17 protein-coding genes are annotated in these 17,861 nt (G+C 69.5%); 11 read left to right on the top strand and 6 right to left on the bottom strand.

The window, feature by feature from the left end; genetic code table 11:
• Window positions 1-24: 24 nt before the first annotated feature.
• Together AC1Q87_RS14935 and AC1Q87_RS14930 are read right to left on the bottom strand one after the other, a co-directional pair.
• Window positions 25-1,008, bottom strand: a complete 984-nt coding sequence (locus AC1Q87_RS14935; RefSeq protein ID WP_492609715.1) for an NAD(P)H-binding protein — start codon at window positions 1,006-1,008, stop codon at window positions 25-27.
• The gene (locus AC1Q87_RS14930) at window positions 1,005-1,652 is read right to left on the bottom strand and encodes a GNAT family N-acetyltransferase (RefSeq protein WP_492609714.1); all 648 of its coding nucleotides are present in this window, start codon (window positions 1,650-1,652) and stop codon (window positions 1,005-1,007) included. Before AC1Q87_RS14930 ends, AC1Q87_RS14935 begins: the two co-directional genes overlap by 4 nt.
• A 110-nt stretch (window positions 1,653-1,762) precedes the next feature.
• Between AC1Q87_RS14930 and AC1Q87_RS14925 the strand changes: the two genes are divergently transcribed.
• Entirely contained in the window at window positions 1,763-2,326 is a 564-nt protein-coding gene (locus AC1Q87_RS14925) for a TetR/AcrR family transcriptional regulator (protein WP_492609713.1), read from the top strand.
• Here AC1Q87_RS14925 and AC1Q87_RS14920 read toward each other — a convergent pair.
• Window positions 2,298-3,710 carry an MFS transporter gene (locus tag AC1Q87_RS14920; RefSeq protein WP_492609712.1) on the bottom strand — a complete coding sequence of 471 codons (1,413 nt, stop codon included), beginning with the start codon at window positions 3,708-3,710 and terminating at the stop codon, window positions 2,298-2,300. The genes AC1Q87_RS14925 and AC1Q87_RS14920 overlap by 29 nt on opposite strands.
• 71 nt (window positions 3,711-3,781) lie before the next feature.
• Here AC1Q87_RS14920 and AC1Q87_RS14915 point away from each other — a divergent pair, with 71 nt between their 5' ends.
• Window positions 3,782-4,423, top strand: coding sequence for a helix-turn-helix transcriptional regulator (locus AC1Q87_RS14915; protein WP_492609711.1), 642 nt, complete (start codon window positions 3,782-3,784; stop codon window positions 4,421-4,423).
• The gene (locus AC1Q87_RS14910; RefSeq protein ID WP_492609710.1) at window positions 4,396-4,944 is read left to right on the top strand and encodes a GNAT family N-acetyltransferase; all 549 of its coding nucleotides are present in this window, start codon (window positions 4,396-4,398) and stop codon (window positions 4,942-4,944) included. The genes AC1Q87_RS14915 and AC1Q87_RS14910 overlap by 28 nt, the downstream gene beginning before the upstream one ends.
• A 3-nt stretch (window positions 4,945-4,947) precedes the next feature.
• On the opposite strand, the gene AC1Q87_RS14905 is transcribed toward AC1Q87_RS14910, so the two are convergent.
• The 3 genes from AC1Q87_RS14905 to AC1Q87_RS14895 all read right to left on the bottom strand — a co-directional run bounded on the left by AC1Q87_RS14905 (window position 4,948) and on the right by AC1Q87_RS14895 (window position 10,108).
• Window positions 4,948-6,678: an alpha/beta hydrolase gene (locus tag AC1Q87_RS14905; RefSeq protein ID WP_492609709.1), complete on the bottom strand. Its 1,731-nt coding sequence runs from the start codon at window positions 6,676-6,678 to the stop codon at window positions 4,948-4,950.
• Window positions 6,679-6,752: 74 nt separating this feature from the next.
• A complete protein-coding gene (locus AC1Q87_RS14900; protein WP_492609708.1) occupies window positions 6,753-8,402 on the bottom strand; it encodes a TonB family protein in 1,650 nt (549 codons plus the stop codon).
• Complete coding sequence (locus AC1Q87_RS14895) at window positions 8,399-10,108, bottom strand: Hsp70 family protein (protein WP_492609707.1); 1,710 nt, start codon at window positions 10,106-10,108, stop codon at window positions 8,399-8,401. The genes AC1Q87_RS14900 and AC1Q87_RS14895 overlap by 4 nt, the downstream gene beginning before the upstream one ends.
• Before the next feature lie 129 nt (window positions 10,109-10,237).
• On the opposite strand from AC1Q87_RS14895, the gene AC1Q87_RS14890 reads away from it, so the two are divergent.
• The 8 genes from AC1Q87_RS14890 (at window position 10,238) to AC1Q87_RS14855 (ending at window position 17,849) form a co-directional block, all read left to right on the top strand.
• Window positions 10,238-10,678 carry a DUF805 domain-containing protein gene (locus AC1Q87_RS14890; protein WP_492609706.1) on the top strand — a complete coding sequence of 147 codons (441 nt, stop codon included), beginning with the start codon at window positions 10,238-10,240 and terminating at the stop codon, window positions 10,676-10,678.
• 184 nt (window positions 10,679-10,862) lie between these two features.
• Window positions 10,863-13,121, top strand: coding sequence for a phosphoenolpyruvate--protein phosphotransferase (ptsP, locus tag AC1Q87_RS14885; protein ID WP_492609705.1), 2,259 nt, complete (start codon window positions 10,863-10,865; stop codon window positions 13,119-13,121).
• A gap of 170 nt (window positions 13,122-13,291) precedes the next feature.
• Complete coding sequence (locus AC1Q87_RS14880) at window positions 13,292-14,287, top strand: helix-turn-helix domain-containing protein (protein ID WP_492609704.1); 996 nt, start codon at window positions 13,292-13,294, stop codon at window positions 14,285-14,287.
• Between the two features lie 55 nt (window positions 14,288-14,342).
• Window positions 14,343-15,131 carry an LOG family protein gene (locus AC1Q87_RS14875; protein WP_492609703.1) on the top strand — a complete coding sequence of 263 codons (789 nt, stop codon included), beginning with the start codon at window positions 14,343-14,345 and terminating at the stop codon, window positions 15,129-15,131.
• Between the two features lie 78 nt (window positions 15,132-15,209).
• A complete protein-coding gene (gene ispG / locus AC1Q87_RS14870; RefSeq protein WP_492609702.1) occupies window positions 15,210-16,352 on the top strand; it encodes a flavodoxin-dependent (E)-4-hydroxy-3-methylbut-2-enyl-diphosphate synthase in 1,143 nt (380 codons plus the stop codon).
• An 88-nt stretch (window positions 16,353-16,440) separates the two neighbouring features.
• Window positions 16,441-16,896, top strand: a complete 456-nt coding sequence (locus tag AC1Q87_RS14865; RefSeq protein ID WP_492609701.1) for a hypothetical protein — start codon at window positions 16,441-16,443, stop codon at window positions 16,894-16,896.
• 71 nt (window positions 16,897-16,967) lie between these two features.
• Complete coding sequence (locus AC1Q87_RS14860) at window positions 16,968-17,435, top strand: hypothetical protein (protein WP_492609700.1); 468 nt, start codon at window positions 16,968-16,970, stop codon at window positions 17,433-17,435.
• A gap of 120 nt (window positions 17,436-17,555) precedes the next feature.
• Window positions 17,556-17,849: a hypothetical protein gene (locus tag AC1Q87_RS14855; protein WP_056021923.1), complete on the top strand. Its 294-nt coding sequence runs from the start codon at window positions 17,556-17,558 to the stop codon at window positions 17,847-17,849.
• Window positions 17,850-17,861: the final 12 nt, after the last annotated feature.

The raw sequence follows: 17,861 nt of genomic DNA, 5'->3' as shown, positions 1-17,861 counted from the left end.
CGACGTTCACGGCGAGCGCCCACATCACAGGGTCTCGATCCGCACGCCGAACGCTTCCAGGCGCGCCATGGCCCGCTCCGGATCCAGCGTCGTCTCCGGAAACCGCAGGCCGGCGGCTGGCGGCGGCCCACCGTCCAGGCCCAGCAGCCGTTCGACGCCGATCAGCACCCCCAAGGCGGTCAGGTGGGCCTGGCCTTTCGGATCGCTGACCACCGTCCGCTGGACGCGCTCGCGGCCCGTCGCATCAGTTCCGGCGATGTCGATGTAGAGCTCGTGCGAGGCCGCCTCCCCGCCCGCGGTCCCGATCGACGTCCCAGTCCCCAGGTCGAACCGCACATCGGCCGCGCCGGTCATCGAGGCCAGGGCTGGGGTATCGAGCACGCCCATCGGCAGGGCGTCAAAGGGCTCCATTCCGGCCCGCTCGACCCTTCTGCCGTTGCTGGCCGCATCGAGGTTCGTCCACGCGCCGGCCTGGCGGACCAACGCCCGGCCGACGAACCCGCCGGAGTCGGACGCGGTCATCGGTCCGATCGGGTCGGCATAGTCGTAGAGCGCGGCCATCTCGACCCGCCGGACCTCGACGAACGCCCGCGCCGCGGCCATCGCCGCCAGGGTCAGGACGCCCGCCTGCCAGTGTCCCAACATCAGCGCCGGGGCCCGCGCCAGGTTGACCGCCGTGACAGCGCTGGACCCCATGCTGTCGGCGGTCCGCACGATGCCGATGTGGGCGGCCCCGGCCCTCAGCGCGGCGGCCAGGAGGTTGTCGCCAGGGTCCTGCAAGGTGGCGACCACGAGGTCGGCCGGACCCAATGCGGCGAGGGCCGTCGCCGGATCGGCGACGTCCAACCGCGCGGTCCGCGCCTCGAGCTCGGCCGCCAGAGCCTTCCCCTGCTCAGGATTGCGGCCGGCCAGCACCAGGTCCAGATCGTGACCCGCCGCCCGCAGATGCCGCGTGACCCAGCCGCCGACCAGGCCGTAGCCCCCGGCGATGACGACCCGCGGGCTCACAGCGTCACCGCCATGCGGTACTCGCTCGGAAATCCATGGTCGCGCGAGAGTTCGGGCGAGCGCAGCTCGGCCAGGATGCGCAGGCCCATCGCCTGGTAGAAGCCGACGGCGGGGTTGTCGGCCAGCACGTCGAGTTGCAGCTCGCGATAACCCGCCTGCTTCGCCCGCGCGATCGCGGCCTTCAGCAGATCGCGTCCCACGCCCTTGCCGCGATGCTGCGGCGGCGTCGACAGGGCGTGCAGGTAGTAGACGTCGTCCGGAACGTGGGCGTTGAGATAGCTCGCCGTCTCGGCCCGCGCCGCCAGTCCCGAGAACTGCTCGTAGCTGACCTTGCCCTGCGCCATCAGGCTTGGCGCCAGCGCCACGAGATTGGCCTTGAACGCGTAGAAGTTCGACCCGGCGAAGCCGAGTTCAATGCCCAGCAGTTCGTTTCCTTGAACCACCGCGGTCGTGCAGGCCGCGCAGAACAGCGTGTCCGGCGCGCCCCAGGAAGCGGCGACAACCTGCTCCAACAGGCCGTCGACGCCGAACTGATAATCGTAGCTGACCGGTCCGGTCGCCCGGATCAGGCCCGGGATCAGCGGGGCGAACCGCGCGATCTGGTCCGGCCCGACCGGCGCCAGCTGAAGGGTGTTGGCTGTCACGTCCGCCTCCGCTAAGTCTGTTGTTACGATCTGTAAGTTACAAATAGTAAGTTACGTATGGTAAGATCGCTGTCAAGCGGCATGGAAGGACAGGCGTGTCGAGCAGGCGCATGCCGCGCGATCAGCGGCGTAATCAGCTTCTGGAGACAGCCGCGGGCATTGTGCGCGCCGAGGGCACTGACGCGCTGACCCTGGCCAGGCTGGCCGAGCAGGCCGGCGTCACCAAACCCATCGCCTACGAGCATTTCGGCACGCGGGCCGGCCTGCTGATCGCGCTCTACCGCTATTTCGACGAACGACAGGCCCAGGCCGTGCAAACGGCGCTGGCGACGCAGGCCAAGACCCTGGAGGACGTGGTCGAGATCCTCAGCGCCGCCTATGTCGACTGCGTGCTGCAGGCCGGTCCCGAGTTCGGGGCCATCGCCGCGGCCCTGTCGGCCAGCGAGGAGATGGACGATTTCCGCCAGGCCCTGCGCGAAGGCTATGTCGACCAGTACCTCGCGGCCCTGGCCCGCTTCGCTCCGCTGTCAGGGCCGCAGGGACGCGCCGTGCTGCTGGGCGTGATCGGGGCCGCCGACATCCTCTCGCAGGCGGCCGCGGCCGGACGGATGAGCCGCGACGAGGCGATCGCGGCCTTGTCGCGGATCATGCTGGGGGCGCTTCGCGCGTCTTAGCCGAGGTCAGGCCGAACGCCGCCCAGACCCCGGCGATCGCCAGCGGCAAGACCGCGACGAAGACCCAAAGGCCGGCCGAGCGGGCGCTGGCCTCGCTCAGTCCTTGCGAGAACCCGACCAGGTTGGCGACCGCCCCGGCGGCCGCCGCGCCCACCGCCGAGCCGGTCAGCCGCACCGTGGTCATCGCGGCCGCGCCGATCGCCCGCTCATCGCCTTCCGGCAGCGAGGCCAGGATGCGCTGGCTCATGAACGCCCAGGACAGGCCGAAACCGCCGCCGAGGAACAGGCCCGCGACCACCACGCCGACGACCGAGGCCGACGGCATGGTCAGGGCCGCGAACGCCACGCCCAGGGTGGCGACGATCGCACCTAGCCGAATCATCCGCGAGGGCCACGCGCCGGCCAGGTGCGCCACCATCAGACCCATCACCGTCCAGGCCGCCGCCTCGCCGGCGATCACGTAGCCGGCCTCCAGCGCCGTCAGCCCGGCCAGCTTCTGCAGGATCGCAGGGCCGTAGATCGCAAAACCCATCGAGGCGACGGTGAGCAGGAACATCGCGGCGAACCCCGCCCCGGGAATGGTGGTCAGGTCGCTCGCCCCCTTCGGCAGCAGCCGCGTGCGCGCCCGCCCATCGAACCAGACCGTAAAGGCCAGCAGCGCGCAGCCCAGCGCCGTCAGCAGTCCCGAACGGACGAAGTCACGAGCCATGTCGGCCAGGCCGATCGCCATGACGCCGGCTGCGATCATCCCCAGCTGCGGCCAGGCGACCTTGGCGTCGTCGTTTCCCCGATCGCTGGGCAGCATGACATAGGCGGCCCAGGCCACGCCGACGCCCTGGATCGCAAACAGCCAGAACACCCAGCGCCAGGCGCCCAGGTCGGCGAAGATCCCGCCGATCAGCGGCCCCAGCAGGCTCGCCACGCCCCAGATCGCGGTGATCGTCGCATAGACCCGCGGCAGCAGCCGGTCCGGGAACATCAGGCCGATGGCGACCGAGCAGAACCCGACCACCCAGCCGCCGCCCAGACCCTGCAACACTCGGCCTATTAGGAAGCTGGCGATGTCCGGACCGCCGGCGCTGAGCGCGCAGCCGGCGGCGTAGAGCACCGCGGCGGCGGCCGTCGCGCGCCGCAGGCCGAAGCGCAGGCCGAGCAGACCCGAGCTCGCCCCCGCCAGCACCGAGCCCAGCAGGAAGCCCGCCGTCGCCCAGCCGAAATAGGCATAGCCGCCGAGATCGGCCCCGACGCTGGGCATGATCGTCGCCGTGACCATGGAGTCGGCAGCGCTGATCCAGACGCCCAGGCAGATCAGGACGAACCGCGGCAGCCGCCCCTCGCCCACCACATCGGCCCAGCTTCCGTCCGCCCGCGCTGCCGCCACCATTTGACAATCTCCAACTTCACATATTTGGCGCTAGACCCGGCGCGCGGGTTTTGCAATCATCTATTTGTCAAATGCACAGCACATCCGACCAGATCCTCCTGCTGCTGAAGAGCAAGGGCCCGGCCCAGACCAAGGCGATCGCCGAGGCCATGGGTGTCACCCGCCAGGCCGCCCGCCTGCAAATGGAAAAGCTGCATACCGAGGGCCTGGTCGAGCACGTCACCGAACGCATGGGCGTCGGCCGCCCCCGTCGGTCCTGGTCGCTCAGCGCCAAGGGCGACGAACGGTTCCCCAACACCCACGCCCAACTGACCGTTGAACTGCTGGAGGCCGTTCGCGGCGAGTTTGGCGACGAGGGTCTCGATCGGCTGGTGGCGCGGCGCGAGCGCGCCGTCGAGATCGGCTACCGCCGCGCGCTCGGCGCCGCGGAGACCTTGGAGCAGAAACTGGAACGCCTGGCCGCGGTCCGCGCCGCCGAGGGCTACATGGCCGAATGGACGCCCCGGGACGAGGGCGGCTACCTGCTGATCGAGAACCACTGTCCGATCTGCGCGGCGGCCACCGCCTGCCAGGGGTTCTGCCGCTCGGAGCTGGCGCTGTTCCGCGCCATGCTCGCGCCGGCCGGCGTCGAGCGCACCGACCACATCCTGGCGGGCGCGCGACGGTGCGCGTACGTTGTCACGCCATGGACATCGTCGCCTTCGAGCACCTGAACGCCGCCCAGCGCGCCGAATGCGCGCGCATCCTGCGCGAGGCCTTCTCCCATATCCCGGCCTATCAGGACGACGGCGAGGCCGAGGCCGAGGTCGAGACCTTCCTCACCGTCCCCGAGCGGTTCGCCATGGCCGCGCTCGACGGCGAGAACGTCCTGGGTCTGATCGGCGGCATCGACACCTACAGCCACGCGGCCGAGTTGCACCCACTGGCGGTCGATCCGCGCCATCACGGCAAGGGCGTCGGCGCGGCACTCACCGCCGCGCTTGAGGCGCGGGTGGCGGCCATGGGCAAGCTGACAGTCTATCTCGGCACCGACGACGAGTACGGCGGCACCAGCCTGTTCGGAGCCGACATCTTCCCGGACGCCCTGGCCAAGCTGGCCCAGATCGCCCCGACCAACGGCCACCCGTTCTTCTTCTACCGCAAGCTCGGCTACGAGGCGGTCGGCCTGGTGCCCGACGCCAACGGCTTCGGCCGTCCGGACCTGCTGATGGCCAAGCGGGTCTCTCGTCCCTAGCCTCTAACCGGGCATCGGCAGCTGGAAGTTGGGCGACCAGTGCGTCGCCGTACCGGCGCTGACGTACCAGGCCAGCAGCAGCGCGCAGATCAGCGCCCCGGGCAGATGGCTGCCGGTGCGCCGCCAGGTGAACACCGAGATCACCCCGACGAGGGCCAGCAGCGGCACGAACTGGATGGCGATGATGGTGTTCAGCGGCTCGGCCATCGCCAGCCGGCCGGTCAGGAACAGCGCCCCGTACTGGATCGCCAGCAGCACCACGAAGCCCAGCGACATCGCGAGCATGCCGGCGAAGTAGTGGCTCCAGCGTCCCTGGCCCGCCACCGCCAGCCGGCTATGCAGGCCCCGCAACGCGATCACGAAGAACACCGTCCAGAGCGGCAGGTAGGCCAGCGCAAAGCCCAACTGCCGCAGGTCCAGCGGCTTCAGCCCGACGACCCAGAAGCGGTAGTCGACATGCAGCACGCGCGCCACCACGGCCAGGGTCAGATAGCCCACCGCCACCGTCAGCACCGCAATCGCCGCCGATCTTGGCCAGTCAGCGCCCACTGCCGGCCTCGGCGCCTTGCTCGCCAGGCCGATCACCAGGGTCAGGGCCGCGCCTCCCAGCGCCCAGACCAGCAGTTGGTTGGTGATCCACTGCGGATAGAGCGGCATCGGCAGGAACAGCATCCCAAGCTTCATCAGCGGGTAGTACGTGATCGCCGGCAGCGCCGCCGTCGCCGCGAAGAACAGCCACCAGCGTCCGTCCCGACGCGGCGCAAGCGGCCCCAGCGCCTGCGGGCGCCGATCCAGTCGGTGCAGCCAACGCACGCTGAGCAGGATCTCGAACGCGGCCAGCAACACCGCGGCCATCCCCGCGAAGGCGATCAGGGTGCCGACTTCCTTCCAGAACCAGATCTGGTTCTGAGGCGGCAGCGGCCGCGCCTCGCCGTCCAGGGTGCGCTGGAACCAGTCGATGGTCGGCGCCACGCCGCCTGCCGAGAAGTGTTCCCAGGGGTGAGTGACCGGCGGCACGTACAGCACCCGCGCGGTTCCGGCGGCGATGTCGCCGTAGACCCGGCCCGGAACGATCGGCTCACGCGTCCCGAACAACGCCTGCAGGGCCGGCGAGCGCGGAACGTAAAAGCCGCGCGGGACCTGCCACATCAGCTCGGCGAACTCGTCATAGCCGCCGAAGACCACCGCGAGGTTGTGCAGGTCAGCCCGGGCCTTGGAGCCGAACACCGCCCCGATCGCAGGGGTCGATCCCAGCAGCACCGCCGCGCGATAGCCGTCCGGATCGGACGCCGCCGCCCCGACCACCGGTCCGCCGCCCAGGCTATGTCCGGCCAGGCCGATGTTGGCCTTGTCGACCTGCGGCAGGCTCTTCAGGTAGCGCAGCGCCGCCGGCCCGCCGAAGTCGTTGGCGCCGACAATGGCGTCGGAATAGCCGTGACCCGGCTGGTCCATCGCCACCACCACGAAGCCGCGCCGCGCCAGCTCGATGGCGAAGGCCGACTGCATCTCGCGGGTGTTGATGTAGCCATGGCTCAGCAGCACGCCCGGCGCGGGCGTCTGCGCCGTCGCCGACGCCGGCGTGTAGACCAGCGCCGAGAGCGTCGTGCCCCGGTCGCCCGCGAAGCGGACATCGCGCACGCTGACCCCGCCCGCCGTCTGCACCAGCCAGGCCAGCAGCGCTCCGCTCAGGATCACCGCCAGCCCGCCGACCAGCCCCAGCCACGCCTTCCCCATAGTCGCCGCCCCGAACGTTGTTATTCGGGAACTATGAGGGTGACCGCGCCGCTCAGGCAATCGTGGAGCGAGGCCTAGCCTTCCGGCTTGGAGAAGGTGACCGGAATCGTGACCAAGGCGCCGTCGACCGGTTTGCCGCGCAGGCGGGCCGGCGCGAATACGAACTGCTCGACGATGCCCACCGCGGCGTCGTCGAAGCCCAGATCCTGCGGCGACTCGGACAGCACGACGCAATCACTCGCCCGCCCGTCGAGCCGCACGCGACAACGCACTTTCACCGCGCCGCTCGCCCGGACCTGCGAGGCGCGCTCGGGATAGGCCGCGGTGAGGCTGACGCCTTCGGGTCGCTGCAGCACGGCCGCCGGCATGTCGAAGCCGACAATCTCGGTCGGCGTCAGTCTTTCGGGCGAGCTTTCGGGCGAGCGCGAGTATATCGACGGCCGCGGCGCGATCTGGCTGATCTGATAGCTGCCGATGCTGACGGCCACCGCTGGGTCCAGCTCGGTCGCGCGAGCCTGGTCGGCGCCGCCAACCTGCGCCTCCCCCATCGCGATCCGCGCCGCGCCGCGGCCGTAGAGCGCCCGGACATTGCCGGGACTTCGCCCCAGCAAGGCGTCGTAGTCGCGGACCGCCCCGGCCATGTCGCCGATCCTGGCCTTGATCAGCGCCCGGTCGCCCAGCACGCCCAGCGACCGCGGCGCCAGCGCCAGCGCCCGCTCGCAGTCGTTGAGCTCGATCTCCGTCGGTGCCTCCCCGCGGGCGCGCTCGCGGCAGAGGTCGGCCCACAGCGCCTGGTTGCTCGGCTCCGCCGCCGCCCGCGCCGCCAGGTCTTGGGGGTGGTCGAGCAGCGATGCGGCGAACAGCAGCAGCACCACCGCCAGGAAAGCCCCGATCACCCAGAACGCCGAACGGGCGGTCCGCGTCTTCTCGCGCCGCGCGATTCGCCGCTCCCACGCTTCGACAGCTTCGGCGTCAAGCATATGCAGCACGCCCGGCGCATGTCCGGCCGCGAAGTGAAGAAACTCCGACACCAGGCGATGACGGCGGCCAAGCCGCAGCCGTCGCCAGAAGGCGAGCGCCTCCGGCGGCCCCGCGAGCAGGGTCATGTAGCCCTGGTGATGCTCATGACGGCGATTGCACAGCCGTTCGATCATCCCCAGCGCACGCTCGCGGGCCAGCGCGCCCCGGATCTCGGGCGCGAGGTCCCAGCGCCCCTCCTGGTCGTACCAGCCGAAGTGCTGGATCGCGCTCGGCAGCAACACGTCGCCGCGTGGCGCGAAGTGCAGCAGCACCCGCGCCAATCCCACCTCGGTGTCCGCGTAGATCTCGAGGTTCTCCATCGAGTCCGAGCACAGCACCGCTTCGAGCGCAGTCTTCATGGCGGCGGGATCGGCCCCGCCCTCCACGGCTAGAAGCTGCTCCAACCGCCCGCAGATGCGCCAGTGCGCCTCGTGCGGATCCTCTTCGGGCATGAACGGCTCGGCGGGCGCCGGCTCCTCGTGCGCCGGTTCGGGGCGCTCGACCTCGACCGCATGGCCCCCGCGAGCCGCCTCGTGCGCGGCGATCGCCATCGCGTGCTCATACGCCTGCCGCAGCAGCTGGAAGCCGGCGGCGTCGTCCTCGGGATGCGTCCGCTTTAGCCGCTGGGCGTAGGCGCGCTTGATCGCCCGGGCGTCGTCAGTCGGATCGAGGCCGAGAACCTCCCAGATCGACCGTCCGCTCACAGGAAGCTTTCGCCTTCCAGCTGGTCCAGCGCCGCCAGCAGCTCGCCCCGCGCCAGCGTCGCCGCCCGCGGATCCTGCCGGTCCAGCACGCTCTCGAACTGACCGATCAGGCGGGCGACATAGTCGCGGCGCTCGCCGATGAAGTCCTCGTAGCAACGGCCGGCCCGCGCCATCGCCGCGCGATTGGAGGCCTCGTCGCGCGGATGCACCTTGAGCTGCGCCAACGCTGCCCGCCGCGTCGCGACGTCGGCCTCGTCGACATTGTCCTCATCGACGACGACCAGCTGCCGTCGCTCGCCGGTCAGCGGCACCTCGACGTCGACCTCCAGCAGGCCGTTGATGTCGTAGGTGAAGCGACACTGCACCTCGACCTCGCCCGCCGGCCGGGCCGGGATCGGAATGACGATGTCGCCGAGCTTGATGTTCTCGGCGACCCAGCGCGCCTCGCCCTGGTAGACGCCGAATTCGATCTGCCGCTGGCCCGCCCGCAGCGTGCGGAAGGACTCGACGCGACTGGCGGGGATGGTCGTGTTTCGTTCGATGATCGGCGAGAACAAGCCCGTGCGGATCTGGCCGTTCGGACCATGCTCGCCGACGTCCACGCCCAGCGAATAGGGACAGACATCGGTCAGCACGACCTCGTTCAGCGCCGCGTCCCGCGCCTTCAGGCCGGCCTGCACGGCCGCCCCTCGGGCGATTGCTTCATCGACATTGATCGATGCGGCTGGGAAACGTCCGAACATCCGCGTCACCGCCTTGCGGACCATCGGCATCCGCGTCGCGCCGCCGACCAGCACGATCTCGTTCAGCGCTCCGATCCGCAGATCGCTGTCGCGCAGCGAACGCAGCACCGGATCGCGCAAACGGCTCAGCAGCCCCTCCGCCGCCGCCTCCAGGGCCTCGGCCGTCACCTCGTGTTCGTAGGCCCTGTCCTTCCAGACCACCGACAGCTTCGCAGTCGGCTTCTCCGACAACTCGCGGCGTCCGCGCTCGGCCGCCGCGCGCAGGCGCTGAAGCAGCGCGGCGTCGTCCCGCGCAGCCTCGCCCCATACAGGGTCGAAGCGGCGACGCAGCATGTCGACCAGCAGGTCGTTGAAATCCTCGCCGCCCAGCCGGTTGTCGCCGGCCGAGGCGCGCACCTCGACCACCCCGTCGAAGAGTTCAAGCACCGAGACGTCGAAGGTGCCGCCGCCCAGGTCGAACACCAGGAAGCGCACCTCGTCTTCCCGCTCGCCGATGCCGTAGGCCAGCGCCGCGGCGGTCGGCTCGTTGATCAGCCGCTCGACCCTCAGCCCGGCCAATTCGCCGGCCCGTCGCGTCGCCTTGCGCTGCTTGTCGTTGAAATAGGCCGGCACCGCGATAACCGCCTCGGTGACGGGTTCTCCCAGGAACGCCTCGGCGTCGGCCTTCAGCGCGCGCAGCACGAGCGCCGACAGTTCCTCGGGCAGGAAATCGCGCCGCCCCAGCCGGGTCGCTTTCTGACTGCCCATGTAGCGCTTGAACGCGGTGGCGGTGTCGTTCGGGTGGGTCGATTGCCGTTCGCGCGCGGCCATGCCGACCAGCACCGCGCCGTCGTCGGCGATGCCGACCGCAGACGGCGTCAGGTAGTGGCCAAGGCTGTTGGGGATCAGCTGCGTCTCGCCGTCCCGCCAGACGCCGATCGCCGAATTGGTGGTCCCCAGGTCGATGCCGACAATCACCGCCACACTCCAAGCTCGCCGCAGGGGCCGCGGACATCCGGCTCCAGCGCCCCCAATGCGCCTCAGCCAGAAAGAGTGCTGGCTGCGGCTGCAATCAAGCTTGAGTATGATGCCGGCAGCGGAGCGAGGGAACGGATGGAACTGCGCTGGTTGTATTTTTCGGCTCGTGGACGTCTTAGCGCCAAGGCCTTTCGACAGACCTATCTGGGCCTGTTCGTGGTCTCGGTGCTCAGTTCGCTCATGCCGCTGGTCGGCTTGATCGTCGGACTGGCGACCTCGATCGCGATGATCAACATCACCACCAAGCGCCTGCATGACATGGGCCGCAGCGGCTGGCTGCAACTGGCCCAGATCGCGCCGTGGGCCGCCGTCGTCGTCTGGGCCGCGCTCGCCGCGGCGGGCGACGCAAAGGCCGACGAGGCCATCGTCCGGATGGCCCAGAGCAACGCCCCGTTTTTAGGCGCCCTGGCGCTGGCGACGGCGATTTCGCTCGGCTTCCTCGCCTGGGTGGCGCTGGCTCCGGGACAAGACGGAGCCAACCCCTACGGCGAACATTCGATCAGCATCGTGCGCTGAGGGCCGGCGCCGCGCGAACCAGCGCCGCTGCGCGAAATATCGGCAAAGCGCCGCCGGGCACTGGCGGCGGCCGCGACGTCCCGCATGGCCGCGCTCACAAAGTCGCGCCGCCCCGTTTTCGTCTCCGTTCCGACGCGCAAAGCTGCTAGGAGGCGGTTAGGGAAAAGGGAGAGAAACTCGCCTGATGGCCATGCCGGGGATCGCGGTTCGGGGACAACGCAGTCTGCTGCGGCAGATTCGCGAAGCGCTCGCCTCGGGCGGGCCGGCCCAATCGCGCCTGGACATCGTGGTGCGGATCATCGCCCGCTCGATGGTCGCCGAGGTCTGCTCGCTCTACATGCGGCGCGCCAGCGGCGACATGGAGCTGTTCGCCACCGAGGGCCTGGATCCCGGAGCCGTCCACGTCACCCGCATGAAGCCCGGCGAGGGCCTGGTCGGCGAGATCATGCGCCTGGGCCGGCCGCTCAACCTGTCGGACGCCCCCAATCACCCCGCCTTCTCCTACCGGCCCGAGACCGGTGAAGACCCGTTCCACGCCTTCATGGGCGTGCCGCTGCTGCGCGGCGGCCGCGCCATCGGCGTGCTGGTCGTCCAGAACCGCACCGAGCGGGTCTATACCGACGACGAGGTCGAGGACCTCCAGATCGTCGCCATGGTGCTGGCCGAAATGGTCGCCGGCAGCGAGCTCGAGGGCGAACTCAAGGGCGTCGAGATCGCCCCGCACCGGCCCGAGCGGCTGATCGGCTCGAAGTTCGCCGACGGCCTCGCGCTTGGCGTCGCCGTCCTGCACGAACCGCCGGTCGCCCCCTCGCAGCTGCTGGCCGAGGACGTGGTCGCCGAAGAGGCGCGCCTGAAGACCGCGATCCTGGGCCTGCAAGCCCAGATCGACGACATGCTCACTGGCGAGCACGGCCTCGTCGACGCCTCCTACGAGGTGCTCGAGACCTACAAGATGTTCGCCCACGACCGCGGCTGGAACCGCAGCCTGGAGGACGCGGTCCACAACGGCCTCACCGCCGAGGCCGCCGTCGAGCGGGTGCGCTCCGAGCACCGCGCGCGTTTGGGCCAGGCGCGCGATCCCTATCTGCGCGAGCGCCTGCACGACTTCGAAGACCTGGCCGACCGGCTGCTGCGCCACCTCTCGGGCGAGGGGCACGCGGCCCGCGACCTGCCCGAGAACGCCATCCTGATCGCGCGGAACCTCGGGCCCGCCGATCTGCTGGAGTACGACCGCACCAAACTGGCCGGCCTGCTGCTGGAAGAAGGCTCCTCGGCCAGTCACGCGGCGATCGTCGCGCGCGCTCTGGATATCCCCTGCGTCGGCCGCCTGCCCGGCCTGCGCGACAAGGTGTCTGAAGGCGACCCGGTCATCGTCGACGCCGAAACCGGCGAGGCCTACCTGCGCCCGCGCGTCGACGTCGTGAAGGCGCTGCACGCCCGCCTGGAGGTGCGCCTGCAGCGGCGCGCCGAGTTCGCCAAGCTGCGCGACACGCCGGCCTTCACCCGCGACGGCGCCAAGGTCACGCTGCTGATGAACGCCGGCCTGGACGTCGATCTCGACATCCTCGGCGAGACCGGCGCCGAAGGCATCGGCCTGTTCCGCACCGAGTTCCAGTTCATGGTCGCCGAGGAGATGCCGCGCTTCAATGCGCAGACGGCGCTCTACGGCCGGGTGATGGACGCCGCCGGCGATCGGCCGGTGACCTTCCGCACCCTCGACCTCGGCGGCGACAAGGTGCTGCCGTACCTTGAGGCCGAGCGCGAAGAAAATCCCGCCCTCGGCTGGCGCGCGATCCGCATGGGGCTGGACCGTCCGGCGCTGCTGCGCCTGCAGCTTCGCGCCCTGATCGCCGCCGCCCGCGGTCGGCCGCTGCGCATCATGTTCCCGCTGGTCGCCAGCGTCGACGAGTTCCGCGCGGCTCGCGCCCTGGTGGATCACGAGGTCGCCTGGGCCCAGCGCCGCGGCCGCCCAGCGCCGTCTCGGCTCGACGTCGGCGCGATGATCGAGGCGCCCGCCGTCGTCTGGCACCTGGACGCTTTGCTTCCGATGACTGATTTCGTCAGCGTCGGCACCAACGACCTGATGCAATACCTGTTCGCCGCCGACCGCGGGAACCCGCGGGTGTCGGACCGCTACGACTTCCTCTCGCCGCCGGCGCTGCGGGCGCTGGAAGTGATCCAGAAGGCTTGTGAGGAAACCGGCACGCCGGTGTCCGTGTGCGGCGAGATGGCGGGCCGCCCGCTCGAAGCCTTCGCCCTTGTGGCGCTTGGGTTTGACCGCCTGTCGATGCCGCCGGCCGGCATCGGGCCGGTCAAGCAGATGGTGCTGTCCTGCGATCGCGAGGCCGCCCGCCGCGGCGTCACCGCCCTGCTGCGGACCTCGGCCGGATCGGTCCGGAATGAGATCGAGACCCTCGCCCGAAAATTGTATTTGGCCATCTGAAACAGGCTTCACCGGGGACGCTGCGTCGCACCCCGCCACCCGATTAGCGCATTGAATTTCAATGCCTAGGGTGATACTCACAACCTAATATTAAGACCTGTACTGTAAATCTGGCAGGGCGCGACTTCGCCTTTAGATCGTAAACGCTAGCAAGAGGCGCCAAAGTAGCCATGCCGCTCGATACTGGCGGGGTTACCAGTCTGGATTTGCGTAACGGCGGTGATCGCGAGACCAACCGCGCCGGCGGCCTGACCCCATCCCTCGAAGTTGGACCCGATATTGGCGCGGCGCTGAAGGCCGCCCGGGAACTTCGCGGCCTCAACCTGCAGGAACTGGCCGACTCCACGCGAATTCGCCGCAGCTACCTGGCCGCGATCGAAGAGATGCGCCTGGACGAACTGCCCTCGCGTCCGTTCACCATCGGCTATATCCGCGCCTACGCTGCGGCCCTGGGCCTCGACGGCGACGCCGCGGTCGAACGCTTCCGCCGCGACGAGCCCGTCCACGACACCGCCCTGCGCGCGCCGATCGGCGTCGTGGAGTCGAAAGATCCGCGCCTGACCCTGGTCATCGGCGGCGGCATGCTGGTGATCGCTGCGATCGTGCTCTGGAACGTCGCCCAGCGCGCGATGACCGCCGAGGCTCCGCCGCCGCACACCGCGCCCGCCGCAGCCATCGCCAAGGCCAAGCTCGGCGCGCCGGCCGGCCCGGTCGCGCTCGGCGCGCCGCTGCCGGCCCCGGTCGAGTCCACCACCCCGACGCCCTACGAAACGCCGGGCCTGGCCGAGGCCACCGCCGCCGGCGGCTCGTCCGACGCCGTCGTCGCCGCCAAGAAGGCCGCGACGCTGGCCCCGCAGGTCGATCCCACGGCCGCCGAACCGCTGCCCGCGACCTTCGCGCCCCGCGGCGCCGTCTACGGCGCCCAGCCGGCCGCCTCGCTCGTCACCCTGCAAGCCCGCAAGGGCGCGTCCCTGATCGTCCGCGGCAATGGCGGAGCGGCCTACTTCGCCCGACAGCTTTCGGCGGGCGAGGCCTACCGCGTCCCGAACCTCAAGGGCCTGACCCTCGAGGTCACCGACCCGGCAGCCTTCCAGGTGTTCGTCGGCGGGCAGAGCAAGGGCGTGATGCCGGCCCCGACGATCGCCGCCGAGAAGCTTGCGGGCTAGCCTCGCCGCGCCGTCTCGGCGAAGTTGACCTCCGATTCAGTACGGAGGTTCAGTCATGGTCGCAGGCGTCACAAAAGGCGGAGAGCACCCCAGCAACGCCGAGCAGATGGCCGCCCCGTCCTTTCGGCTGGCCGCGCTCGACGAGGACTTCCTGCTCGGCGACTCGATGCGCGGCGTGCGCTTCCTGCTGGAGTACGCCAAGGCCGAAGAGGCTCTGCGCGCCTGGGGCGTGCGCTCGACCATCGTGGTGTTCGGCAGCGCCCGCATTTCCGAGGCCGGTCCCGGCCGCCACGCAGCCTGGTACGGCGCCGCCCGCGAGTTCGGCAAGATCGCGTCCCAGCGCGGCGGCGCCCTGCTCAGCAACGGCGGCCCGCGCGACAACGTCATCGCCACCGGCGGCGGCCCCGGCGTGATGGAAGCCGCCAACCGCGGCGCGGTCGACGCCGGCGCCCCCTCGGTCGGGTTCAACATCACCCTGCCGTTCGAGCAGGAGCCCAACGCCTATTCGACCCCGGACCTGACCTTCCGCTTCCACTACTTCGCCATGCGCAAGATGCACCTGGCCATGCGCGCCAACGCCCTTGTGGTCTTCCCAGGCGGCTTCGGCACCCTGGACGAGCTGTTCGAGATCCTGACCCTGCGCCAGACCGACAAGGCCCCCCGGATCCCGGTCGTGCTGTTCGACGAGGCCTATTGGCGCTCGGTGATCAACTTCGACACCATGATCGCCGAGGGCATGATCAAGGCTTCCGATCTCGAGCTCTTCAGCTTCGCCGAGAGCGCCGAACAGGTCTGGAGCCAGCTGGTCGCCGGCGGGGTCAAGCACGGCGAAGACATCACCTGACCCCATGCGAGCGGCGCCGCGTCGTTGCGGCGCCGCGTGGCCTCGCGTTTTCCCGCCAAAGCCCTTATTTTCGAAGCCATGACCGTGCAAGATCACACCCACGTCCGCCCCTGGCGCGCCATCGACCGCCGGGTCTCGCGCAAGATCCGCGTCGGCAAGGTCGAGGTGGGCGGCGACGCTCCGATCACGGTCCAATCGATGACCAACACGCTGACGGCCGACGCCGCGGCGACCATCGATCAGATCCGCCAGCTCGAGGAGGCCGGGGCCGACATCGTGCGGGTCTCCTGCCCCGACGTCGACTCCACCGAAGCGTTCAAGACCATCGCCCGCGAGGCCAAGGTCCCGCTCGTGGCGGACATCCATTTCCACTTCAAGCGCGGCATCGAAGCGGCCAAGGCCGGCGCGGCCTGCCTGCGGATCAATCCCGGCAACATCGGCTCGCCCGACCGCGTGCGCGAGGTCATCCAGGCGGCCCGCGACCATGGCTGTTCGATGCGCATCGGCGTCAACGCCGGCAGCCTCGAACCGCACCTGCTCGAGAAGTACGGCGAGCCCTGCCCCGCCGCGATGGTCGAGAGCGCCCTCGATCATGCCCGCATCCTGCAGGACAACGACTTCCACGAGTTCAAGATCAGCGTGAAGGCGTCCGACCCCTTCATGACCGTCGCGGCCTATCAGCAGCTGGCCGAGGCGATCGACTGCCCCCTGCACGTCGGCATCACCGAGGCGGGCGCGCTGCGCACCGGCACCGTGAAGTCCGCGATCGGCATGGGCGCGCTGCTCTGGGCCGGCATCGGCGACACCATCCGCGTCAGCCTGGCCGCCGATCCGGTCGAGGAGATCAAGGTCGGCTTCGACATCCTGAAGTCGCTGGGCCTGCGCCACCGCGGCGTGAACATCATCGCCTGCCCGTCCTGCGCGCGGCAGGGCTTCAACGTCATCGCCACGGTCGAGGCGCTGGAACAGCGCCTGGCCCACATCGCCACCCCGATGAGCCTTTCGATCATCGGCTGCGTCGTGAACGGCCCCGGCGAGGCGCTGATGACCGACGTCGGGTTCACCGGCGGCGGCAAGGGCGCGGGCATGGTCTATCTGGCCGGAAAGCCGGACCACAAGATGGACAACGATCGGATGGTCGACCACATCGTCGAGTTGGTCGAGGCCAAGGCCGCCGAGCTCGCCAAGGCCGAGCAGGCCGCGCTGCAGGCGGCCGAATAGATCACACGTTATGCGAACTGCGTCTGGCCCGCTATTCGCGCCCGACGAAATGCCCTAGACCTTGTGATGAGTGCTCTGGGGTATTGATTTGACTACGTTCTCTCCCGTTCCAGCGGACACCCGCCGCGCCGTCGTTCGCATCGTCGCCACCGAGATGACCAAGATCTCGCGGGCCATGGCCAAGGTCCACGGCGACGACGTCATCGAGTATTTCGTGTTCACCGCCCTCTGGGTGCTGAACTCGAGCCATCTGATCGGCGACCAGCGCTACGTCCAGCTCAAGTCGATCCCGCCGGACGCCCTGCGCAAGCCCGCCAGCCTCGAAGACCTGCGCGCCGCTCTGCCGATGCCCGACGACATCCTGCAGACCTACGTCAAGCGCCTGCTCGACAAGGGGCTGGCCGAGGAGGTCTCGGGCAAGCTGGTGGTGCCGACCGCGGTGTTCACCCAGCCGGAGATGCTCCAGGGCACCAGCGAACTCTATGAGAGCGTGGTCCATATGGTCACCTCGATGCGCTCGGCCGGTTTCTCCTTCGGCGACTGACCTGGACGGTTGACCAGGGCCGCGCCGGTTCGCATAGGTCGTTCGGCGAACGCAATTCGAAGGGGGCGACCATGGACGCAGCAGCCGACAATCGGCGCGCCGTGCTCCGCACCGGCACCTTCGAGATCCTCGCGGCGCTTCGTTCCTTCGCCAAGCTGCACGGCGGCGACGTGTTCGCCCTGATGGTCTTCACCACCATCTGGAGCGCTAACGGCGAGAACCTGCTCGGCGACGAGCGCTACGCCGGCCTGCACCGCATCGGTCCCGACAAGGGCAGCCTGCCGATGACCGACGCGGCGCTCTACAAGGCCATCGGCGCGCCAGCCGAGATCGTCGGCCGCTATGTCGAGGCTTTTATTTCGCTGGGCATCATCGAGCGTGTCCCGGGCGGCCTGATCGCGCCGGCCGCGGTGTTCACCTCGCCAGAGATGATGGACGCAGCCGTGGAATTCTACGAGCGCATCCAACGACTTGGCCGCGCCCTGCGGGACGTCGGCTTCGAGCTCGCCGAGCCCGAGCTTCCTCCGCTCACAGCCTGAACGCCGGTCCCCGAACGGCATTTCAAATTGAACATTGTCAAAGATGACGCCCGCGTCACCTCTTGCGCTTGTGTCGCAGCCTTGATTAGGTGCCCCGCCTAAACCCCAGGGAGGGACACAATGTCCGCTGACGGCAACTGGAAGATCACCATCAACTCGCCGATGGGCGCTCAAGAGGTCGAAGCCTCGATCACCACGAGCGGCGACACCTTCACCGGCCAGACCAAGGGCCGCATGGGTGAGCAAGCCATCGAAGGCAAAGTTTCGGGCGACACCCTGACCTGGTCGACCGCCATCACCCAACCGATGCCGATGACCCTCGAATTCTCGGCCACCGTGGCCGGCGACTCGATGAGCGGCAACGTGAAGCTGGGCGCCTTCGGCTCGGCTCCGCTCACGGGCGTGCGCGTCTAAGACGTTTTCGCT

The sequence above is a fragment of the Phenylobacterium sp. GW823-FHT02A09 genome (genome assembly GCF_058797775.1).
Note: the sequence above shows the minus strand (reverse complement) of the source record. Positions and strands in the feature narration are given on the sequence as shown.